Below are 23,638 nucleotides of genomic sequence, written 5' to 3'. Positions count from 1 at the left end.
GATGGTCCGGTTGCACTCCTGCTACGCGGCTAACCACGTTACGGCACTGTTCCCGCCGGTTTCCGGCAGGAAAGGCAACTGGAGAGCCGAAGCCTGACCATCAGCGATCAGGACCGCGCGGCCCGCCGGCGGAGCTGCTTCGACGTCGAACCTGGTGCCGAAAACGTCCCCGTCCGATAATGCCCGCGGAGCGAGCAGTAGCCCGGCACCGCCGCTCCGGGCGGCCATGCCAACGGGGACGCGTTGCAAAAATGCGGGGCTGTATGCGGCGGTCACCACCACCGAAAGGCCCTTGGCATTCAGGTCCAGGAGGAGCTGGTTTGTCGAAGCGGGCAGGCGGTCGGCGTCATCAGCGAGGCAGACTCCTGCCGGATTGATGCTGCCGCCGGTGGCTGATGCGTGAACGGAGGCCCAGAACGATGCGGGATCGTCATGGGGGCCAGGGGCGATCCAATCGAGCTCCGGATTCGTGAGAGGGAGGGAGCGCGCCACGCTGCTCCGGCCCGAACCCGGCCTGCCGAGCACCGCCAGCACACTGCCTGGCGGGAAGCGCATACTGACTGGCTCCAATTCGTCCCCGCCGACACCGAGGGTCAGCCGGCGTTGGTGCCTACCCGGGCTACGCCCTGAGCGCTCGGCATTGAGAGTGCCTGTTTGTGGGCTTGGAGCATCCCGTCCTGCTGTTCCCTTCGCCTTGGCTGCTTCGGCAGTGATATTTACCTTCACCAGCCGGGACAGGAATTCCGCGCCCAGGGTTACCGGTAGGGGTTCAACCCGGAACGGCTGCGTACATGGCTCCGGGTAATCGGATGTGCCTGAGTCGGTTCCGGGCCCCGACGTGTAGAGCTGGCATACGCTGGGACCGCCCAGCGACACGGGTCCAAAGGCAACGGCGCGGCCAGGGATCTGGGCAGTGCGCGGCATCGCCGGCCACGCCAGACGGCTTTCCTCGGTGGAGCCGACCGGACAATAGATCCTGTTCTGTATGGCAGGGAAGAACCTTGAAGTGACCAGCTCGCGTTCGCCGGAGACGATAACTGTGATGTTGGCATTTGAGCCATCCCGCACGATGTCCTGCACCAGGTCCTCTGCCCACATGAGCGGACCGGAGCGAAGCGCAGAAACCCAGGCGCCCCAGCCAGCGATCACCAGGACAAGCTGCTTCCCTCGTTCGCCGGCAGGGCGGGAGAGCCTGCTGGTCATCTCCTCATGGATTCTCTCCATCACACGGACGCCCCGACGAAGTTCGTGGACACTCGCTTTGGCGCCAATACGTCCGCCGGCGGTGATGCGGTCAAAGGAGCCCTGGCCGTCCAGGAGATAAAGGTGGGACTCGGTCGGTTGCCGTAGCAACTGTTCAGTGGCAAGAATCAGCAGGGTGCCTTGCCCGCCAAGGGCCGGACTACCTACCAGTGCGAGATGTCCCTGCGTTCGTGGCCACCATTGCAGGGGTGCCAGCCGCTGCTCATCGGGTTTGTCGAGGATCCCCAGGGAGATGGATAGGGTATCCGCATCGGAAACCGCATCTGCTTCCGACGGGTATGGCGGGTTTAGTACATCCAGGCTTTCCTCCCGCCGCTGTCCTGCGAAGTTCAACTCCGCCGGCAGGGCCGTCGCGACAGGCCGACGGGGCAGTCTTCCGTTATGTTCTGACCAAAGGAGTGAAACAGCCTTGACCAGCGGAGCCGCAGCCACCGATGGCGTGCTCCCGCTGCCAATGGCCAGGGGATCCGCCAGCCCACCCCGCTGCGCAATGGCCTCCTGCGCCAGCCGGACTGAAGCGCCGGATCTCTCGTTGGTGTGTGCTTGTGCGATGGACGCTGCCTGGAATTGCTCGGGCGCTTCTGCCCCACGGGACAGAAAGGCCCGGCCAGGTGTTGAAAGATCAATGCCAGCGGCCAGCTTGCTGTTGATGACATCGAAGGACTCCATCTCCGACTGGACCCGGAGGGCAATGCTCGTGGTCACATTGGCGCGGATATCTGCGGTGATGGCGCCCTGGGGTCGCTGCGTGGCCATGATCAGATGAAGGCCCAGGGAACGGCCGATGGTTGCAATCCTCATGAGCTCGCCCAGGGCCGCAGGGGCGTCCTCAACCAGCATGCGGAACTCGTCAATGACCACTATGAGCTGCGGAATAGGGTTGTCGACCGCCTGCGGTGACTGCCGGTAGCTCCCCAGGTCCGGTGCCGTTGCGGCCGCCAACAGTCGTTCCCGCCTGCGGATTTCTGACCTGAGCGATGCCAGGAACCTGTCGAGCTCGTCAGGAGACAGATCGGTGAGGAGCCCTACGCAGTGTGGCAGGCCGGTTAACGGAGCCAGGCCGGAACCGCCCTTAAAGTCCACGAAGAGGAAATTGACCCGTTCCGGGGGATAACAAAGAGCCAAGGCTGCAGTCAGGCTGCGGAGCAGTTCGGACTTTCCGGATCCTGTGGTGCCGGCGACCAGCACGTGGGGCCCATCAGCCTCCAGGTCCAGGAAGCGGATGCCGTCCATCGCGATTCCCAGCGGTACCCGCAGGCCAGGGGCGGACCTTCCGTTGACCCAGCGCTCGCTGATGGCTGCGGGGGCGGTTGAAAGAACCTGGTTCAGGGAGCAAGATGCCGGGATGCCTGCGGTTTCACGGGAGGGCGCCATAGCCGCCTTTCGTGCGCGGGCTGCCCGGTCAAAGACCGGCGCAGCAACGAGATCGGGAATCATCTGGCAGCTGCGAACCATGTCCGTGAACAACGAACCATGTTCACTGAGCTCGATATCACTCACTGCCCCTTCGGCACCGGCTGGCAAAAAGTGAAGCACCTGCCATCCGAGCGCCATAGCGTAGTCAACCAGCCCTGTCTGTGCTTGGGCGTCTTCAATCAAGAGCAGGATGCCATGGCACATGCCGGCGGCCGTCCCGGAGTCGAGAAGGGTACGGGTCCGCTCCGCGTCAGAGGATAGCTGGACATTCCCCAGGAACCGGGCCGCCAGCGGAAGTTGTCCGGCATTTCCGTGGACAACAACGCTGGTGCAGGCAGCCCTGGGCACATAAGCGAGTTGAAGAAGCAAGGAGCGGATGAGGCCGCCGCGGAGCGGGGCCGGGCCTCGTACTGTGGTTAACGGCACGCCGGGGTCCAGGGTCATAGGAAGCAGCCCGGCCGATGGTGGGGCCTGGTTTCCGCCTGATGGCTCAAACCTTATATTTGCAGCCTGTTCGCCCTGCCCCATCCGCAACCATGTGCCGTTGCAGCCCGCGGGATGCCATGGCCGCTCCAGTTGCTCGCCGGGGTCCGCGAAAAGGAGTTCGGCCACGGAAGGCGCCGCCCGGCGACGCCGGGTCTGGTCCTGCTGTACCACCTTATTAAGCGACTCCCGGAAGTCCCTTCGCTGCCGGCGGCCGGAGAATGCCGGTACCAGAACCGCGATCCCGGACATTGCGGAAAATGCCAGGAACATCCACATGCCCGTCAGCACGGCCAGTCCAACGCCGATGGCAAGTGGCACAACAGCCGTAATGAGGAGTGTGGTCCGGTTGTTTTGCTGCTGGCTGGCCGCTACCGGGAGTTCTTCGGCCACTGATGCCCCCGCTTCCTCCAGGTGCTGACGCGACATGGCAGGTACTCCGGAGGAGATTGTCATGAAGGAATCGCCACAGCGGACTGTGGAGTGGGTTGAGATCACGGCCTCTCTCCTGCGGCGGCCGTCAACCACTGTTCCGTTTGCGCTGCCCAGGTCGAAGATGGCGACTGACGTGTCAGTGACCTCAAGCCGGGCGTGTTCCCGGGACATCTCCGGATCGGCGATGACAATGTCGGCCCCACTCCGGCCGATCCGATAAGTTCCGCGCTTGAGCGGGAAAACCGTGCCGGCTCCGGCTCCGGTATGCACCACGAGGGAGAGAATCGGGTGGTCAGGTTCCTGACGTCGTCGTACTGTACTGTGCCGGCGGGTTGCCGCGGAGGAATCAACCAGGACAACGCCCTGGGTCAGGGCGTCCGCGACCACGCCGATAGTTGCCAGAGGAACGCCGGCCACCGACAGGCCGGTTGTACCGAAGCGACGGGAGACCGCTGCCTCGACATCTGACCCAGTGGCGTCCTCGGGAATGTCGAGGGAGAGCTCAACGGGAAGGCTGTCTCCGCCGGGGCGCGGGCCTCGGACGAGTGTGCAGTGAAGCAGCATGTTGATCCACTCTTAGGGGATTCTGGGTGAGGCCTACGCTAGCTCCGTTTGCCGCACAAGCTCTGGGCCGCCGTCGACTATGTGGATAACTTCCCGTATGTGTGCGCCGCCACTCGATCACGGAGCCCGAGGCTACTCGGGTACGCTAGAGCAGCAGACCTTGCGCAACATTGCGCTGCCCGCATTCGAATCAGGAGATTTTGTGACCGCTGACCTCGTCATCGTTGGGTCCGGCTTTTTTGGCCTGACAATTGCAGAACAGGCCGCCACGGAGCTGGGCTTGAAAGTGGTCGTCCTCGACCGTCGCCACCACATTGGTGGTAATGCCTACAGCGAAAAAGAAGAACAGACGGGAATCGAGGTCCATCGTTATGGTGCGCACCTCTTCCATACCTCCAACGAGCGCGTATGGGAGTACGTCAACCGCTTCACGACCTTCACGAATTATGTTCACAAGGTGTACGGCGTCCACAAAGGCGAGGTTTACTCCCTGCCCATCAACCTTGCCACGATCAACCAGTTCTTCCGGGCAAACATGACGCCGGGCCAGGCGAAAGACCTCATCCAGGAGCAGGCCGGCGAGCTCGCGGGGACCGATCCTCAGAACCTGAACGACAAAGGCATCCAGCTGATCGGCCGTCCACTGTACGAGGCGTTCATCAAGCACTACACCGGCAAGCAGTGGCAGACAGACCCGAAGGACCTGCCCGCAGGAATCATTTCCCGCCTGCCCGTGCGTTACAACTATGACAACCGGTACTTCAACGACAAGTACGAGGGCCTGCCGACCAACGGTTACACAGCCTGGATCGAGAAGATGGCGGAGCACCCGAACATCGAAGTCCGGCTCAACACGGACTTCTTCGACGAGTCCCATGAGTACAGCAAGAACAAGGTCGTCGGTAACATCCCTGTTATTTACACCGGACCCGTAGACCGCTACTTCGACTTTGCCGAGGGTGACCTTTCCTGGCGCACCATCGACTTCGAAGAAGAAGTCCTCGAAGTAGGCGACTTCCAGGGAACGTCAGTGGTCAACTACAACGATGCCGACGTGGCCTACACCCGCATCATCGAACCGCGCCACTTCCACCCGGAACGTGAATATCAGACCGAGAAGACCGTCATCATGCGCGAATTCTCACGCGCCGCAGAAAAGGGCGACGAGCCCTACTACCCGATCAACACCTCGGCGGACCGCGAGCGGCTCCTGAAGTACCGCGACCTGGCGGCTGCAGAGAAGGACGTTCTCTTCGGCGGGCGCCTGGGCACCTACAAGTACCTTGACATGCACATGGCCATTGGTTCGGCTCTGACCATGTTCGACAACAAAATCAAGCCGCACTTCAACGGCGGAGCGAAGCTTGAAAGCGGAGGCGTGGACGCGTGAGCGGAAGCGAAGCATCTGAACTTCAGAGGGTAATATTCCCCCCTCCCACAGAGCTGGATGCTATTGAGCTGTACGTTGACGCCGCCAGCGCGGTCGGGCTCCACCTGGTTGAGGACGACTCCCTCTACCGCTCCACCAAGCTCCCGGAAGATAAACTCCGGGTAATTGGGTCCAACCCCGTCGAAGCCCACCACGAGGACTTCCTGTCACGCACCTCCATGAAGATCCGCGCGGGACAACACGTGTCCTTCGGCACGTACTTCAACGCTTTCCCTGCCAGCTACTGGCGCAGGTGGACCACTGTGCGGTCCGTTCGTCTGAGCGTCGCCACTGAGGGCCGCGGAAGTGTATTGGTTTTCCGCTCCAACGCAAGGGGTGTTCCGCAGCGTCTTCAGTCCATCGCCGTCTCGGGTTCGGACCAGGTAGCACTGGAATTGCCCCTGGACACTTTCGGCGACGGCGGTTGGTACTGGTTTGAAATGGTGGCCGGTTCCTCTGAGCTGAAGCTGCTCGAAGCGTCGTGGAGCACCATGGACGCGCCGGTTATGCCGGCCGGCGAAGTGGCAACCGTGCAGATCACCACCATGAACAAGCGCGGCTTTTGCATCGACAACGCCAGGATTCTCGGATCGAGCTCCCACGCGTTGAAGAGCGTCAAGGAAGTCCTGATCGTGGACCAGGGCACGGACAAGGTGGCAGCAGCCGAAGGATTCGACGGCGTCGCCGAGCTGCTGGCGGGTAAGCTGCGGCTGGTGGAGCAGGCCAACCTCGGTGGGTCCGGAGGGTTCTCCAGGGGCATGGCGGAGTCCGTGAACAACGGCAGCGACTATGTCCTCCTTTTGGATGACGACGTCGTCGTCGAGCCTGACAGCATCGAGCGACTCATTACCTTCGGCCGGTTCTGCAGGAAGCCGACCATTGTTGGCGGGCACATGTTCGACCTTTACAGCCGGACGACGCTGCATACCTTCGGGGAAGTTGTCGATCCGTACCGGCTCAGCTGGGTCAGTCCCGACAACGACATCGAATACCGGCACGATTTCCGGCAACGGAACCTGCGGCAGACGCCGTGGATGCACCGTCGTGTGGACGTGGACTTCAACGGCTGGTGGATGTGCCTCATTCCCACCGCCGTCATCCGCGAGATCGGGTTGTCCCTTCCGGTCTTCATCAAATGGGACGACGCCGAATATTGCCTCCGGGCCAAGGAAGCGGGATTCGCGACTGTGTCCCTTCCCGGCGCCGCTCTCTGGCATGTTTCCTGGATCGACAAAGACGATTCCCTGGGCTGGCAGTCGTACTTCCACGAACGCAACAGGCTGATCGCGGCTCTTATTCACAGCCCGTTTCCGCATGGCGGACGGATCCTGCGCGAATCGCTTCAGAACAACGTCAAGCACCTGGTGTCGATGCAGTACTTCGCCCAGGAAGCACGCATCATGGCATTGCGGGACGTCCTTAATGGTCCGGGCAAGCTGCACGCTGACCTAGTTACCAAGCTGGCTGAAGTCAACGAATTGCGGTCCCGGCACCCTGAGGCGCAAATCCGGTCGGACATCGATGAGTTTCCGACGCCGGGGCTCAGCCGCGGCGGCAGGGGAGCGGCGGCTGAAGGAATGCCCGCAAAGAAGGATCTGATCAAGTGGGCTGCCAAAACAGTTTTCCGCCAGGTGGTAAACAAACCTGATCCGCGGGTTTTGGAGCGGCCGCAGACGCATTTGGCCCACCGGGAAAACAAGTGGTGGACCCTCGCCAGCTATGACAGCGTGCTGGTATCTAACGCCGAAGGTACCGGTATCTCCTGGTACCGGCGGAATCCGGAGCTGTTGAAAAGCAAAATGCTGGAGGCATCCCGCCTGCAGGCCCAGCTGTACCGGCAATGGCGGGAACTCTCCGCGCAGTATCGCAAGGCGCTGCCGGACATTACCTCCATGGAATCGTGGGAAGCCACTTTCTCGGCTGCCTCATCCGTAAAGGAACACCAATAAATGGTTCCGTCACAGGACCTCATTAAACCGGGCCATGGCCGTGGGTTACTGGATGTCTATGCCAACCGGTTTCTCCTGAAGCTGCTGGTCCGTAAGGAAATCAAGATCCGTTACCGCGGATCGGCGCTGGGCCTGCTGTGGTCTTATGTGAAGCCGCTGATGCAGTTCCTCATCTACTTTGTGGCCTTGGGAATCTTTCTGAACTTGCAGCGCGGAACTCCCAACTACGCCATCTACCTGTTTTCCGGGATTGTATTCATCAACTTCTTCACCGAAGCCCTGGGGAATGCCACCCGTTCCATCGTGGACAACCGCGACCTGATCCGAAAGATCTACCTGCCCCGGGAGCTTTTCCCGGTGGCAACAGTATGGGTATCGGCAGCGCACTTCCTGCCGCAAGCAGCAGTGTTGATCGGGGCATGTCTGCTAACCGGCTGGGCGCCTTCGGTACTGCAACTGGCCATGGTCCTGCTCGCATTCATCATGGTGTCCATCCTGGCGACTGGTCTGGGACTGCTGTTCGGCGCGGCCAATGTGTACTTCCGGGACTCTGAAAACCTGGTGGACATGATCTTGATGATCGTCACCTGGGCCTCTCCGGTGCTATATCTGTGGACCATGGTGGAAAGTGTCATGGGTCCTTGGTACTGGATTTACCAACTTAATCCGATAACGGTAGGAGTCGAGATCTTCCACTGGGCCTTTTGGTACCCGACGTTGGAACCGGATCAAATCCAGCTGGCGTCGTTGCCCCCGGACCTAATTACTGTGTGGCTGCCCATTGCCTTTGCTATCTCCATACTGGTTCTTTTTGTGGGCCAGGCAGTGTTTCGCAAGCTCGCCGTTCACTTCGCCCAGGAGCTGTAGATGACTGCTGTCGATAATCTGGCCATCAACTGCACTGGTCTCCGCAAGCAGTTTGTGCTGCGCCACACCCGGTCGATGAAGGAGGCCCTGGTATGGCTCATGCGTGGCCGCAAAGGGGACCTTTCCAAAAAGTTCGATGCCCTTAAAGACATCTCATTGGAGGTTCAGCACGGTGAAACGGTTGCCCTCCTGGGGTTGAATGGCTCAGGAAAGTCGACGCTCCTCAAACTCATATCAGGGGTACTGCAGCCGGACAGCGGTACGGTTCTCACCAGAGGCCGGGTGGCCGGGCTGATTGAAGTGGGAGCCGGGTTCCATCACGATCTAAGCGGGCGGGACAACGTCTACCTCAACGGCGCCATCCTCGGCATGACCGAGGCTGAGATCGATGAGAAGTTCGCCTCGATAGTGGAATTCTCCGAGATCGGTGAGTTTATCGATACAGAGGTCAAGTTCTACTCATCAGGGATGTACCTGAGGCTGGCTTTTTCCATTGCGGTGCATACGGATCCGGAGGTTTTCCTCATCGACGAGATTCTGGCAGTAGGGGATGAGCCCTTCCAGCGCAAATGCATTGCCAAGATCAAAGAACTGGCAGCCAGGGGAAAGACCCTCTTTGTAGTGAGCCACGACCTTGACCTGGTCGCTACCATTTGTGAGCGCGGGGTGCTGCTGGAACATGGTGAAGTGGTTATGGACGGTGCAGTGCACGATGTCGTAGCGGAACTGCGGCAACGTTCTGCTGATTTCACATGATTTCGGCGTAGCAGGCGCAAGCAGCAGCCGGTGGGCAGTCAGTCTATGGGCGTCGTCCGGACTGTGAGCAGCTCGAAAACCTTGAAGAATTTCAGGATTGTCGCGAAACTGGCGCAGGACGGCGACACTGGGCTTTTCGCACTCGACTCCTGCGTCCGAAGCACGTACCCGGACCGGCAGTGTCAAAAAGGGATCCCCGTGCTGGGTAAACTGGGTAAGCCCACTTTCAACGGTTGATACGTCAAACCGCGTTGTCGAGCTCGGGTGCTCGACAGCTGCGGCCAGCACAGCAGATTGGACTTATACGATGGCCGATACCGAACACGAACGCCGTTCGCTGATACCACGGCGTATGTTCCTGTATGGCCTGTCCACCCTTCCTCTAGGTCTCGCCGGCTGCCAGTTCGCGAACTCGGCGGCCACGCCCGCCACCACCCCCGAGGCTGCTGCGTATCCTGTGACGGTTCGGCACGTGTATGGCGAGACCGTTATAAAGTCGGAGCCTCTGCGCATCGCGACCCTGGGTCCGGCCAGCAACGACGTCTGCCTCGCTCTTGGTGTCGTCCCTTTAGCAATGCCACTCTCGGATGCCCAGCCTAATGGGGCAACACCCTGGTTTGATGCGCTTTGGCGCAAATTCGGCGTCGACATGCCGCTGCTTTTGGACGAGTCGAACGGCCGCATCCTTGAGGAACTTAAAGGCATGGGACCGGACCTGATCCTGGCGGCTGGTGGTGAACTGACGCGTGCCCAATACGATGAGCTCTCCGAGATCGCGCCGGTGATTGCCCCGTCCGAGAACCTGGCTACCCTGGGCTGGCGTTCTTCTCTGACTCTTATCGGCCAAGCCCTCGGGCGCCCGGAGGAAGCTGCGCAGGTTCTGTCAAGAACGGAGGCCAGCATCAAAGGAGAACTGAGTAATTACGCGGATCTGAAGGGGACGTCGTTTGTGGTGGTTGGCGCCTTCTCGCCGGCTGGTGCCCATTACAACGTGATGGACTCTGGCTCCCACCCGGTGCGCATGCTTGAGGACTGGGGTCTGAGCCTTGCTCCCTCCGTCAGCGTCCTGAACGGAGAAATTTCCGCTGAGGAATCCTCGGCCTTCGGGCTTGCGAGTTTCTCGCTTCCCCCGGACCGCGTGAACGAACTCGACAGTGACATCGCCCTGGTTATGGCTCTGCATCGTGAGATCGCTGATCTGCAGCCCGCCATTCTCGACGGTATTCCAGCCTACGGGCGCGGTGCAGGGTTGTTGGCAGATTCCAGGGACGCCGCTGCTGCACTCGAAACAGGTTCATGTTTGTCCGCCCAGTGGTTGTCCCGCACACTGCTGCCGCAGGTCGCAAAGCTCGCCTATCGGGCAAGCCGGAATGCCTGAAAGCGCCCAGCAGACCCTGACACCAGAAGGGGTTACAGTACGTTCTCCCTTGGCAACCAGAGCCGCCCTGAAACTGGCGGCCGCCGCTAAAGGAACGCGCAAGGATATCCAGGCTCTGCGCGCTATCGCGGTTTTGCTGGTGGTTGTCAACCACCTATGGCCAACCGCTCTTCCGGGCGGATATGTTGGCGTGGACGTTTTCTTTGTCATCTCTGGCTACCTCATCTCGAAACACCTCCTCGGTGAGCTGGAGCGCTCGGGGCGGATCCGGCTTGCACAGTTTTACGCGCGGCGGATAAAGCGTCTTCTGCCGGCGGCAACGGTCGTGGCCGTTGTCTCCTTGGTGGCATCGTATTTTCTGCTTCCCTTTTCGCGGTGGCTGAGCATAGCCCAGGAAACTATGGCCTCCGTCCTGTACGTAGAGAATTGGGTGCTCGCGGCGAAATCAGTTGATTATTCGGCCCACAATGACGCCGCGTCTACGGTCCAGCACTATTGGTCGCTCTCGGTTGAGGAACAGTTTTATTTGGTATGGCCGCTTTTGCTTCTTGGTCTATTCGGTTTCGCCGCAAAACGTCAAATCAGCAACCGGATGGTTGTGGGCTGGGGCGTAGCAGTCCTGAGCCTCTCGTCATTTCTGTTTAGCATCTGGCTCACGCAGACCAGCCGCAGCGAGGCCTACTTCGTCACGCCTGTCCGGGTCTGGGAGTTCGGAGTCGGCGCCATGATAGCTGTCCTCGCCGTAGGTGGACTCGGGATGCTGCCGCGGTCTGTTGCTGCGAAGCGACTGCACTTGGGCGGCGTCTGTCAGTGGACCGGGTACGCCCTGATAGTTGCCTCCGCATTTGCCTATGACGAGCAGACACTCTTTCCGGGATATGCGGCTGCACTGCCAGTGGTCGGTACGCTACTGGTGATCGCGGCAGGACCGGAAAGCCCTTCATGGTCGCCCAACGTGCTGATGAAAGTGCGACCGGTCCAGTTCACGGGGGACGTTTCCAATTCCCTGTACCTTTGGCATTGGCCCTTGATAGTCCTGGCGCCCGCTGCATTAGGCCGAAGCATCAATGACGTAGACAAGTGTGGCATCCTGGTCCTCGCGCTGGGCCTGGCATACCTGTCCAAGAAGCTCATCGAAGACCCTGGCAGGGCCCGGCTACTCAAAGGTGCGAAACCGCCCCGGGTGTTCGCCGCAATGGCGGTCTCTGCAGCTGTGGTGTGCGTATTGTCTGCAGGCCTTCTGGTCGGCCTGCAGCAGGCTCAGCACGCCGAGATAGAAAAACTGAATGCTCTGACGGGCCAGCCGTGTTATGGAGCAAGGAGTCTCGATCCGAGAAGCGATTGTGCGGATCCATATGGCGCAGCAAAGGTGGCCAATGTCGGAGTTGATGAAGCCCCGTGGTTCGATGCGCCCGAGTGCAAACCGGCAAATGACCCGATCGTCGTACAGAACCGTAAACTTCTGCATGATTGTGACTTCTCTGGCGGTGCACCAAATTCGCTTGAGGTATGGCTGGTGGGGGACTCGCACGCGGAGCAATGGAAGGCAGCCGTCTATGAGCTTGCAAAACTAAACAAGTGGAAGCTCAAGGAGTCCCTACTCGGGGGCTGCCCCTTCGTGGATGTCAAACGCAGCGCCTTCATGGGTGAGCCCACTACCGATCGCGGCCTCCAGGAGCGCTGTCTTGACTGGTCTGATCAGCTGAACCAACGGATAGTCGACAGTGAGCCGGACATTGTCTTCGTGTCATCTTTCGGTGCAGGCGAAGTTATTGACGACGGCTCGAAGCGAAACCAGTCAGCGCAGTATCGTGACGCTGTCACAGCCCGGTTCTCAGCGTGGACGGCCTCCGGCACCACGGTGTACGTACTGCGCGACACCCCGTTGACTCTGGATCGAAGCGGACCTGAATGTGTTGCACTGCATGCTTCTGATCCGCTCAGTTGTGCCAACAAACGCGGGGAAGCTTTGGTGGCAGACCCTGTGGCGGACGCCGCCCAGTCGATGCAATCCCCACGGGTAAAGGTGCTGGATCTCTCGGACCAGTTCTGCGACGAGCAGATGTGTCCTGCCGTAATAGGTGGGTTACTTGTTTACTACGACACAGACCACGTTTCACGCAGCTACATACGCTCGACTGTCCCTGTGCTGGCCCAGCGGTTCAACGAGGTCAGGGGATAGGTGCAAATCGTCGGAGAGGAGCTGTCGCTGCCCTCTGAGTCGCTGCCCCTTGAGGGGTCCGAAGCCTTGCGGCCGTAGCTGCCTCTGTCAATGACCAACTGGTCGGCCCTCATGTGGTGTCTCCTGATGTGCCCGCTGGCAGCCAGGAAAACACTTCGCATCCGAATTCAGGACCTGTCCGGGGGCTGACCCGTGGCGCTGCGCGAGATTCTCAGGAGCCTCCCGGTGGTGCTCGACGCTAAACCAGCGGTCGGCGCAGGTCCGGGAGCTACCCAATTCCTTGGCAAGGTGCGCCACAGGTTGGCCGGACAGAACAAGCTCGATGGTGTTCCGTCTACCGGTGGCGTCAGACGGGCATTGCGGTGGGTCGTGAACCCTCTTAGTAGTTGGCTGTGGTGTGGGTGGTAACCACCACGCTAAAAGGTGTCCACCTACTTCACGACGTAGCCAGCGTCTTGGCTGAGTACGCCTAGCCGCAGGCGTTAACCCGGTACAACTTGACCTTGCCGATTGATTTTTCAAGGGTCATCATCGGTGCGCTGTCATCAGAAAGATCGCGAAGGCCAACAAAGGGCTCGTCGCCGGGGACTACCTCAAAGTCGCCGAAGTCCAGTGCCCAATAGGCATTGAGATCCTTGATAATAGGGCAGACCTTGGTGTTGTAGGCCGCCTCGGCCCAATGGTCCAGAAGATACTGTTCGTCCGGTGTCCTGTCCCCGAATATGTGGGGAGCTAAGGTTTGGCGATCAGCTACCGCATAGGCCAAGGAGCCTCCGGTCCGTGGATTGGCGACTACCAAGCCGTCTTCCGGGACAATGTCCGCTAGGACATTGAGCATTTCAGTCTCATCCGTGGTCAGCAGGAACGAATCCGACCGCGTCTCAAAAATGCTGTTCAGGCGCTGCTGCACGTTCGACAACGTTCCACCCTGAGCCGCCGCGCCCAGTACCAGAACGGCGGCGACCGCAGCCGCGACGCCGGTGAACGATGGAAGCCGACTGGCGACCGGCTTGAATACCTGCGGCAGCCTCCCGGAATCGGATTGCCCCTCTTGTACGAAGAAATCGCACGCTGCCCGGATTCTCCAAATTAACCACTGCGCGCCGATGACGGCCACGGGCAACGTGACGGCCGGCAGCAGGGCCGCCAGGCGAAAACTATCGTTGTACCAAACGCCAGTCCAGAAGGTCCGGAAGTCGCCCAACGTCCACGATGAAACGATCAGGTAGAGAACTCCACCGATCGCATACATGCCCAGCACCCACCAGAACTGATTAAGCCGGCGGGCAACGACGTAGATTCCAATGATGGTCAAAACCATCATTGCCCAGGCAGCAGTGGTGCCCATGGGTGCGCTTGCGATGACTTCGCCAATGGCGCGCGCGTTGGACTGGAAGGGCGTCCAGGGTGCGGCCGCAAGGCTGGGCCGAATTTTCACCCAGAGGAAAACTGCCATCACCAGGTATGCCACGACGAAGCCTGCCCACAGGAGAGCCGGCCGGGCAGATGTACCGTTGCGTCGAACCGCGGCCCAGGAGCGGATACCCGCAGCAATAACAGGGGCGGCCCCGAATCCGACCAGGGCAACGACGGCGCTTGGATGGGCAAAAGCAAGGCCTGGCCCGACTGCAAACAGGGTAAGGAGCGGGGGCCAGGCCGATGACGGCTTACTGCGGGATAACCCCAATGCTTCGATGCCAAGGCCGAGGGCTACCGGAAGTATGGCGATGGCTGCATGGTTGGGGTAAAGGACACCGAATGCAACCATCAGGTACGGAAAAGCGCTGAAACCCGCCGAAAGCACCCCTGCGCAAAGAATGGGCACCGCCCGGTTGCCGACAATACGGGTGACCAGGAAAATGCATGACAGGGGCCAGATAACGGCGCCGATGATAATGGTGCCAACATTGACGACTTCCATCACGGATGAACCACCAAGCATCAAAACGAGTGCCATCAGGTCATGCATGGCGGCAGGATAAAATCCGGCCGAGGCATCTGTGAGGTTGCCCAGTGTCAGGGACGAGCCATTCTGCGTCTCAGCGATGTGACGAACTGCGTTCAGGTGGTACACATTGTCGAAAGTCTGGGACAGGTTGTCTGGATGGCCGAAGCCGCGCGCATAACGGTAGGTAATGATCAGAGCCGGAATACTCACAGCGAAGAGAACCAGGAGGGACCAATAGGGCTGCAGTCCCGCCCCCAGTGGAACACGTTCGTTGCCTGCCAGGACACCTCGTGTTCCCTTTGCCGACGAAGGTGAGGGCTGACGGCGTGCCCAGAGGATCCGCAATGCGAGTACGCCGGCAGCGGCGAATACTGAGGCCGCGAGGTAGCTGAACGGGTTATAGGGAACCTTCAAGAAGGCGAGGAGGACAGCCAACACTGCGGCCAGGGAGAAAGACACTGGCGCTGCCAGGGCCAAAAGGTTGATGCGCCGAACTCCGGCGGCACTCAGGATGGCTAACCCTGGGGCAAAAAAGATGAGAATCGTCTCCAGAAAAGTAGGGACGGTTTGCCACCAAGTCATTGCCAAGTCTCCTCATAAGCCATTCGAACGGTTCAAGTATGCCTTGTTTTCTTAGGCCGGGGAGACGCGAGTGCAGCCGGGCCGTGCAGTTAAGCAGCCCTTCGCTGTTGATATAGTTTGGCATCATGGTCACTTCGAATACTTCCAGCGTCCTCATCATCATGCCAGCTTGGAACGAAGCAGAGGTCATTGGAGATACCGTCCGGGAAGTCCTGAGGACGGTCAAGCACGATGTTCTGGTTGTTGACGATGGTTCCAAGGATGAGACAGCGCGTGAGGCGCACGAAGCAGGGGCCACGGTGCTCAAGCTCCCCTTCAACCTGGGTGTCGGCGGTGCCATGCGCACCGGCTTCAAGTACGCCATACGGCATGGGTACAAGGCAGCAATTCAGGTCGACTCCGATGGTCAGCATGATCCGCTCGATATTGATCGCGTTATCGCCGGCCTTCAAAGTGCCGACATATCGATTGGCGCCCGGTTTGCGGGGCGGGGGAGTTATGACGTTAAGGGTCCGCGGCGATGGGCCATGTCGGTACTCGCTAAGGTCATTTCCAGGGTGGCGGGAACTGAGCTGACTGATGTGACATCAGGCTTCAGGGCGGCTAACGAACGGGCGCTACATCAGTATATTGACCATTTTCCCGCGGAGTACCTTGGTGATACGATCGACTCTCTTGTGGTGGCCATCAAATCAGGGTGCACAGTGACTCAGGTGCCGGTCGAGATGAAAGTTCGCCAGGCGGGAACGCCTAGCACGGGTCCCGTGAAGTCCGCCATCTACCTGGCCCGTTCCGGGCTTGTTCTCTGCTTCGCGTTGGCGCGGCGGAAGACGCCCCATCCCCATACCATTGTCAGCCCCGAGCAGGGCTCCATAGCAGGCGAAGGCAGTATCCAATCATGAGCGTTGCGTCGGCACTGGTAATAGCCGTTGTCATGGTCGTCGCAGTCTTGCAGATGCTGCGACAGGGGAGACTTCGGGAGAAGTACACGGTCCTCTGGCTCGTGGTCGGTGGATTGACCATCGTACTGGGCCTCTTTCCTGGTCTCCTCGACTGGGCAGCCTCTGTAGTTGGCATCCGGGTGCCTGCCAACCTGCTTTTCGCCCTCGCTATCGTGCTGCTGGTCGGCGTTGGACTTCACGTATCACGTGAGCTGACCATCCTCGAAGATGAGACCCGAATCCTTGCCGAAGAAGTTTCCATACTCCGCGGAGCGGTGGAGGCCCTTGAGCGGTCCGCTGCTGGAGCCAACACCCCACATGTAGACGATCAGGCCGTAGAGAGCCGGTCCACACCGAAAGAAGACAATGACCATTGATGTGATGCTGCCCTACTACGGCGATGTGGCAATGATGAAAATCGCTGTCGATTCTGTTCTGCGCCAGTCCGACCGCGACTTCCGTTTGACCATCGTTGATGACGGCTACCCCGACGAGAATCTGCCTGCCTATTTCGCTGAACTCGTGGCCGGTGACGATCGTGTCCGATACCTTCGGAACGAAGTCAACCTCGGGGCAAACGGCAACTACCGAAAGTGTCTCGGCCTGGTTGAGCACGAGTTCACGGTCATTATGGGCGCCGATGATGTGATGCTGCCCAATTACATCGAGACTATTCGCCGGGGTTTCCGCGTCGAGGACGTGGACATCGTGCAGCCAGGCGTCGAGGTCATCGACGAAACCGGGGTTGTCTATTCTCCTCTCGGGGACAAGGTCAAGGACTTCCTGCGGCGCCGCATTGTGGGACAGAGTTCTGACGCTGTCCTTTCCGGGGAACCTGTGGCGCGCAGCCTGATTACTGGCGACTGGCTGTACTTCCCGTCCGTGGCCTGGCGTTCCGACGCCATCAAGAAGCACAGTTTTCGCGAGCAGTACAACGTGGTTCAAGATCTCGCGCTGGCGATGGACATCATCATGGATGGGGGGAAGATGATGGTCATGGACACAGTCTGCTTTCAGTACCGCCGTCACCGCGAATCCGACTCGTCCGTCCAGGCGCTGGACGGACGCCGGTTTGCGGAGGAACGGGCGTTCTTCGATGAATCCGCACGCGATTTCGGCCGTCTGGGTTGGGACAAGGCCACCTCAGCGGCCAAGCTCCATGTCTCATCTAGATTGCATGCGATGAGCCTCGCTCCGAAGGTGGTTCAGAAGCGCATGTGGCCCGGCCTCCGTAAGCTCGCTGCACACGTAGTCCGGCCGTAGCGCCACCACATGACCGCTGAGCCAACTGAGGGCGTATCCGGCACCACGAGGTTCCGGGCTACGATGCTCTACCTGGTCGGGTCCCTCGTTCAGGGCCTTGGCTTATTGCTGATCCAGCCGTTTGCCATCCGCGTACTAAACGCTGAGGAGTGGGGACTCGTTTCCACGTCTGTGGTTACAGTCCAGGTGGTGGTTGTCCTGATCTCTGCAGGACTCCCGCTGGCCATTACCCGGCTGTGGTTCGATCCCATGAACGGGCGTTCACGCTCAAAGGGCATGTACGGCTTCCTGGCGTTGGCGGCCCTGTCCCTAGGCGTCCTGATGGGCGGCGGGGTGATTTTGGGAACCACCGCCTCGGGATCGCGAGTGTCGTGGCCAATGGTGTTGGCGATGCTGGCAATCGGTCTTTTGGGATCGGTCCTCGGTGCACAGGCTGTTCTTCGCGCCCAGAACAGGCCCCTGGCTTTCGTTGCCCTCAGTCTCATTTCATCGGTCGCGGCAAACCTTGCCGGTCTATGCGTCGTCCTGCTGACCACGCCGACAGCTACGGCATACCTCGCGGCGTACGTGGTCGTCGTAGCGGTGGCCGCTGCAGGTGCCGTTGTCCTCGTCCGACCAGTCCTGCCTTGGCGTGACGCCGGCACACTTCGTGAGTCGGTCAGCATCGCTCTTCCCTTGCTTCCGCACACCGGCGCACTGATGCTGCTGACCCAAGGGTCAGTGCTACTCCTTGCAGCAATTTCGGGAGCAATCCCTGCTGGACAATTCGGGGCGGTCCTGATCTTCGTACTCGGACCCATGACGGTTCTTAATGCACTGAATAATGCATGGTCGACACAGCTGATGGAAGCCGGCGCGGACAGGCTGCAAACCGTACTCCGTTCGGTTGCAACAGAAGTGTTCCTTGCCTCTGCCGCGATCGGACTGCTTGCGTCCGCCGCTGCACCTGCGGGCAGCATTGTCCTTACCGTGGACCCGGACAGTCTAGCGCCCGTTGCCAGGATTCTGCCTCTGGTTTCCATCGGCTATGGCCTGTTCCTGGTCGCCACCAACGTGGTTTATGTGCTGCAAAAGACCAAGTTGATGGCACTGGCAACGCCGGTAGTTTTGCTGGCGTCCACGGCTGCTGCCGTACCCTTCGCGATTGCAAGGGACCTTGTCGGAATAGCCCTGGTCCAGGGTGCGGGCTTCCTGCTGCTCGGCGTCGTATATTGGCTGTTGGTACGGCGCGAAACGGCAGGCCTATGGCCTCTGAGGCTGTTCGGACTCCTATTCGCCCTTCACACCGCTACCGTTGTCCTGTTTGGCTTGCTCCCTGTCAACTTGATTTCAGGATTTTTGCAGATTGCCGCCGCAAGTGTCGTCCTCGCGTGTGTAGTTCTCTTGCTCCGCGCGAAGACACGACACCGCGTCCCGACTGCCTGACCATCCTGCCTGGCCAGGCATGCTGGATAAGCTGCAGGGGCTTGCGCGGTTGAAACGTGTGAGTCTGATGCCCGTGGGTAGACCACGGCTGCAGCGTCGTCACGTCATTGTCCAATAACCGCGATGATAAGGCAGGCTAAGCGATGCTGGCTCCGCGGCTGGCGGTCCATATGATTTTGCCCCTCGCAAACATCTGGAAGCACTCGCCGTTGGCACAGGTTTCGGCGCTGGTGGGGTAGCCCAGGACGCCGTTTTCGGCTCCTGTTTTGCGGTAGAGGTCCCGGATGCCGCCGTTGCGGCTGATGTGCGCTCCAGTTGCTGCGCTCCAGAGGATTTCGCCCCGCTGGAAGGCCTGGTAGCAGCCGCCGTCGCGGAGTCCGCAGACTTTTCCGCTGGTGGGGTAGCCCAGGATGCCGTTCTCGGCGCCTGACTGGCGGTACGCGGTTCGGATGGGGCCGGCATCGGTCAGTTGTGCCCCTGTGGCAACGGACCACATGATTTCGCCCCGCTGGTAGGCCTGGTAGCAGCCGCCGTTGACCAGGCCACAGGTTTCGGCGCTGGTGGGGTAGCCCAGGACGCCGTTTTCGGCTCCTGTTTTGCGGTAGAGGTCCCGGATGCCGCCGTTGCGGCTGATGTGCGCTCCAGTTGCTGCGGACCACAGGATTTCGCCCCGCTGGAAGGCCTGGTAGCAGCCGCCGTCGCGGAGTCCGCAGACTTTTCCGCTGGTGGGGTAGCCCAGGATGCCGTTCTCGGCGCCTGACTGGCGGTACGCGGTTCGGATGGGGCCGGCATCGGTCAGTTGTGCCCCTGTGGCAACGGACCACATGATTTCGCCCCGCTGGTAGGCCTGGTAGCAGCCGCCGTTGACCAGGCCACAGGTTTCGGCGCTGGTGGGGTAGCCCAGGACGCCGTTTTCGGCTCCTGTTTTGCGGTAGAGGTCCCGGATGCCGCCGTTGCGGCTGATGTGCGCTCCAGTTGCTGCGGACCAGAGGATTTCGCCCCGCTGGAAAGCCTGGTAGCAGCCGCCGTCGCGGATTCCGCAGACTTTTCCGCTGGTGGGGTAGCCCAGGATGCCGTTCTCGGCGCCTGACTGGCGGTACGCGGTTCGGATGGGGCCGGCATCGGTCAGTTGTGCCCCTGTGGCAACGGACCACATGATTTCGCCCCGCTGGTAGGCCTGGTAGCAGCCGCCGTTGACCAGGCCACAGGTTTCGGCGCTGGTGGGGTAGCCCAGGACGCCGTTTTCGGCTCCTGTTTTGCGGTAGAGGTCCCGGATGCCGCCGTTGCCGCTGACGTGCGCTCCAGTTGCTGCGGACCAGAGGATTTCGCCCCGCTGGAAGGCCTGGTAGCAGCCGCCGTCGCGGATTCCGCAAATTATTCCGCTGGTGGGGTAACCGAGCTTTCCACTCTCAAACCCGGTCGAACCCCAGGCGTCCCGAATAGGGCCACTTAGGCTGGCATGGGCGCCGGTATCAGGGTGCCAGATCACAGCTCCGCCAGCGTACCCCTGATAGCAACCACCACCGGGCAATCCGCAGATGATCCCCGATGTTGGCTGCCCGAGGGCCGGCGTAGCAGTCCGGACGTCCGCAATGGCCCTGGTGGCTGCCGGAGGGGTGCCGCTCGCAGCGAAAGCAGTTAGTGCGGCGTGGTCGCCGTTCCAGATATTGGAATCACCGGCAAACGGACCTTTACTGCTGTATTGCCACATGCTGAACTGGCCCCAGCTTGCAGGAAGAGTCCCTGGGGAGTTGCTCGGTGAAAAGGGGTATGCGGCAATCCAAAGTGGGTAGTCACCGTAGCCGGAGGCGTTACCCGTGCAACGTGTCCACCAGTCCGTGGTGGTGTAAACGACGGGCAGCCTGCCGGTGAGCGATCGTACAGTGTTGCCAAACTCCGAAATCCAGGACCGCATCTGTTCGTGGGAGAGGTTGTAGCACGTGTTGCCCGTTTCATAGCCGAGGTCAGTCCTGCCCTCATAGGGGTTGTACTCAATATCGAGGACCGGTGGCAGGGTCCAGCCATCGGCGCGCCAGCCGCCGCCGTTGGCTACGAAGAACCGGGCCTGGTCAGCGCCGGATGACCAGTTGGGGATGGCGAAGTGATAAGCGCCGCGGATCATGCCGACATTGCGGGAGCCGTTGTATTGCTGCGCGAAATTTGGGTTGACGTGGTAGTTTCCCTCCGTCGCCTTAACGTAGGCCCACCGTGACCCGTGGTTCCATTGAGCCTGCCAGTCAACGTTTCCCTGGTGGCCGCTGACGTCCTGTCCAGCGATACCAATACTGGGACGCCAATGGTTAGGATCGGTAGCCGGGGCAAGCGGCCGGGGTACAGCCCTGCTTGCCGAACCGGGGCCCATAGAGCCGGAGCCGGAAGAGCGCTTGGCGTCCAGGACGCGGGGCGAGCGCTGGCCCATTTCTGCACCTCCGGCCGGGATGGCCCGGCGCATGACTTCTTTCATGTGCTCGGCAGTAGGGGAGTTCTCCCCAGGCATCGTCAATGTCCGCGGCTCGGGTCTAGTCGTACCTGAGGGTGGAGGCTCTGTGGCCTCTCGAGCGGGCTGTGAAACTACCGGTGCCGGTTCGGTGCCTTGCGTTGGCACCGATGAGGCGCTGCTGGCCGGTGAGGGAGCAGGCGCGTCAGGACCGAAACCTGGTGGCACGGTAGCCGCCGTTGTCAGCAGCGCTGTCAACGTCAGTGCGAGCAGGGCCCTGGTTCGAGGAATGCGAGACGGATATTCGGCTTTTGACTTTTTCATTATCCCATTCCGGTCCATACCGCCTTAGTTGCGGCGATTGGAGGTTGGAGAGGAACACGTCTCCCAACCTTCGCTGTCTGTGACGCCCCCAAAAGCCAACTTCGTCCGGCCCACCATAACACTGCTGTGACTGGAGTTACCTATGGTACGCAAGATACTTTTAATGTAGATGCAACATTGTTATCCATGGGGTGCTTCGAGGGGTCGACGTACGTATCTTCTTGCCGCAGACGTCCCCAGGGGAGCTACTTGCCGCGGACGTCATCAGGGGAGCATTCAGAAACAACCACGCTTTTTGACGCGCGGGTCAAGCATCGAGGAGTGAGAATAAATCGCTGCACCCGCGGTAAACCGCAGTACTCATGGGTTCCTGCCCGGTGACCACCGTGGGAGGCGGTGGTTCATCTGGTCTGCCGCTCGAGATGATCCCGCCTATCATAGGCTGGTGCGTCGATTCTCGAGATGGTCTTGGTTAGTGGGTTTGCTGGCGCTTATCTATTCGGGGCTTGGGATAACGCGGCCAAGCTTATGGACGGACGAGGCTGCCACCGTCAGCGCGGTAAACCGTGATCTTCCTGAACTAAGTTCCATGCTCGGAACAGTCGATGCTGTCCACGGCGCATATTACTACTTCATGTTCGCCTGGACGGGTCTGTTTGGACACTCGGAACTGTCCCTGCGCTTGCCCAGCCTTTTAGCCATAGCGGCGTCTGCCGTGTTGCTGGTCGAATTGGGGCGGAAGGTCGGATCGACTCGGTTCGGTGTGCTGGCCGCCACTTTCCTTGTCCTGCTGCCCAGAACGCAGTACGTCGCGACCGATGCCCGGTCATACGCCCTGACCGTCCTGGGCGCCGTGGCAGCGACGTACGTTTTGGTCTCGCTTCGTCAGGGAGGACGTGCACGGCTGTGGGTAGCGTACGCAGCCATCGGCTGCATTCTGGTGAGCTTGTCCTTCTACTGCATCCTGCTACTTGCCGTGCACGCTGTTGCAGCTGTCTGGGACCTGACGCTGCGCACGCGGCTGAAGGCGATGGCCTTGGCCTCGATCGCCTGGCTGGTGCCGGCGGGATACATCGCGTCAGTTGCTAGCCAACAGCAGTTTCAAATCGCCTGGATCAGGGACGTAGGGCCCTCGTTTCCCTTCGAACTGGCGTTTCTTCAGTTCTTTGCAGACGGCTACTTCAGTGTGGAAGGGCACGTTGTACCGATACCGACGCCGGGGGAAGACTTTTCGATGGTCGTGCTGAGTGGCCTGTTATGGATTGCAGCCGGACTAGGTGCGCTATTGGGGAGACGCCACTTCATAACAAAGGTGGCGCTTCTGTGGTTAGTGATACCCGTATCTGCAGTCATTGGAGGGTCGCTTCTGACGGGGGGAAATTACTATCTTCCCCGCTACTTGTCATTCGAGCTTCCGGCGCTGGCTCTTTTGGCAGCAGCCCCGGCCTTAGCGCCGCCTGGATCAATGGGCAAAGCCCGGGCAGTGAGACTGGCTCCTCCTGTTTTGGCGGCCGTTTGTCTCATGGTCGGCCTTCCCTCGTATATAGGACAACGCACCGAATACGGACGCGATCCCGAGGATGATTTTCGGGCCATTGCCAGCTCTGTAGAGTGGCTCGGTGAACCTGGAGATGGATTGGTAATGGGCGTGGAAACCGATCTGGCCTATCAGGCTTATCCTGAACGGTTCGAGGGGCTTGAGGACATCACCCGAATTCAAACAGCAGCCCAATGGAACCGGATTTTCAACCAGCGTGGTGACGTGGCCGATTTCAAGGAGCGGATTCTGGTCCATTCCACGGTCATCCTGGTCGAGAAGTCTGATACAACGGAGATGGCTGATTCACTTGGTGCGCTTGGTTATACGCCCGTGGACAGCGCGCAAGGTCCTTCAACCCGGGTTACAAAATTCGCCAAGGAATAGAAGAGCGGGGGGACGAGCAGTGTTTCAGTATTTTAAGCGCAGCATTGCCATGGGGTTGCTTGTTCTAGCCGC

General features: G+C 60.3%; 14 protein-coding genes. 11 read left to right on the top strand and 3 right to left on the bottom strand.

The genetic code is table 11. The annotated features are described in order from the left end of the window. Positions 1-21: 21 nt before the first annotated feature. Positions 22-4,161 (bottom strand): FtsK/SpoIIIE domain-containing protein, encoded by a 4,140-nt coding sequence (locus ACWA13_RS12095; protein ID WP_463934410.1) that lies wholly within the window; start codon positions 4,159-4,161, stop codon positions 22-24. Positions 4,162-4,363: 202 nt separating this feature from the next. On the opposite strand from ACWA13_RS12095, the gene glf reads away from it, so the two are divergent. From glf to ACWA13_RS12065, 6 genes are all read left to right on the top strand, one after another. Continuing rightward, the gene (gene glf, locus ACWA13_RS12090; RefSeq protein WP_463934409.1) at positions 4,364-5,551 is read left to right on the top strand and encodes a UDP-galactopyranose mutase; all 1,188 of its coding nucleotides are present in this window, start codon (positions 4,364-4,366) and stop codon (positions 5,549-5,551) included. After that, the gene (locus ACWA13_RS12085) at positions 5,548-7,539 is read left to right on the top strand and encodes a glycosyltransferase (RefSeq protein WP_463934407.1); all 1,992 of its coding nucleotides are present in this window, start codon (positions 5,548-5,550) and stop codon (positions 7,537-7,539) included. The genes glf and ACWA13_RS12085 overlap by 4 nt, the downstream gene beginning before the upstream one ends. Further along, entirely contained in the window at positions 7,540-8,406 is an 867-nt protein-coding gene (locus ACWA13_RS12080; protein WP_463934405.1) for an ABC transporter permease, read from the top strand. After that, positions 8,407-9,162: an ABC transporter ATP-binding protein gene (locus tag ACWA13_RS12075; protein ID WP_463934403.1), complete on the top strand. Its 756-nt coding sequence runs from the start codon at positions 8,407-8,409 to the stop codon at positions 9,160-9,162. Between the two features lie 307 nt (positions 9,163-9,469). Next, positions 9,470-10,540, top strand: a complete 1,071-nt coding sequence (locus ACWA13_RS12070) for an ABC transporter substrate-binding protein (RefSeq protein WP_463934401.1) — start codon at positions 9,470-9,472, stop codon at positions 10,538-10,540. After that, complete coding sequence (locus ACWA13_RS12065) at positions 10,533-12,722, top strand: acyltransferase family protein (protein ID WP_463934399.1); 2,190 nt, start codon at positions 10,533-10,535, stop codon at positions 12,720-12,722. Before ACWA13_RS12070 ends, ACWA13_RS12065 begins: the two co-directional genes overlap by 8 nt. A gap of 469 nt (positions 12,723-13,191) precedes the next feature. Here ACWA13_RS12065 and ACWA13_RS12060 read toward each other — a convergent pair whose 3' ends face one another. Continuing rightward, entirely contained in the window at positions 13,192-15,252 is a 2,061-nt protein-coding gene (locus ACWA13_RS12060) for a DUF6541 family protein (RefSeq protein ID WP_463934398.1), read from the bottom strand. Between the two features lie 125 nt (positions 15,253-15,377). Between ACWA13_RS12060 and ACWA13_RS12055 the strand changes: the two genes are divergently transcribed. Genes ACWA13_RS12055 through ACWA13_RS12040 form a run of 4 tightly spaced genes read left to right on the top strand, consistent with a single transcriptional unit; the run spans position 15,378 to position 18,881 of the window. Then, positions 15,378-16,154 (top strand): glycosyltransferase family 2 protein, encoded by a 777-nt coding sequence (locus ACWA13_RS12055; RefSeq protein WP_463934396.1) that lies wholly within the window; start codon positions 15,378-15,380, stop codon positions 16,152-16,154. Then, entirely contained in the window at positions 16,151-16,570 is a 420-nt protein-coding gene (locus tag ACWA13_RS12050) for a DUF2304 domain-containing protein (protein WP_463934392.1), read from the top strand. Before ACWA13_RS12055 ends, ACWA13_RS12050 begins: the two co-directional genes overlap by 4 nt. Further along, on the top strand, positions 16,560-17,456 hold the full coding sequence (locus tag ACWA13_RS12045; protein ID WP_463934391.1) for a glycosyltransferase family 2 protein: 897 nt from the start codon (positions 16,560-16,562) through the stop codon (positions 17,454-17,456). The genes ACWA13_RS12050 and ACWA13_RS12045 overlap by 11 nt, the downstream gene beginning before the upstream one ends. Before the next feature lie 9 nt (positions 17,457-17,465). Then, the gene (locus tag ACWA13_RS12040; protein WP_463934389.1) at positions 17,466-18,881 is read left to right on the top strand and encodes a lipopolysaccharide biosynthesis protein; all 1,416 of its coding nucleotides are present in this window, start codon (positions 17,466-17,468) and stop codon (positions 18,879-18,881) included. Positions 18,882-19,017: 136 nt separating this feature from the next. Here ACWA13_RS12040 and ACWA13_RS12035 read toward each other — a convergent pair whose 3' ends face one another. Next, complete coding sequence (locus tag ACWA13_RS12035) at positions 19,018-21,378, bottom strand: GH25 family lysozyme (RefSeq protein WP_463934387.1); 2,361 nt, start codon at positions 21,376-21,378, stop codon at positions 19,018-19,020. Positions 21,379-22,231: 853 nt separating this feature from the next. On the opposite strand from ACWA13_RS12035, the gene ACWA13_RS12030 reads away from it, so the two are divergent. Continuing rightward, positions 22,232-23,566: a glycosyltransferase family 39 protein gene (locus tag ACWA13_RS12030; protein ID WP_463934385.1), complete on the top strand. Its 1,335-nt coding sequence runs from the start codon at positions 22,232-22,234 to the stop codon at positions 23,564-23,566. Positions 23,567-23,638: the final 72 nt, after the last annotated feature.

Source organism: Pseudarthrobacter sp. TRD_SC_9, assembly GCF_055361265.1.
The sequence above is the reverse complement of the archived record's forward strand: the minus strand, read 5'-3'. Positions and strand labels throughout refer to the sequence as shown.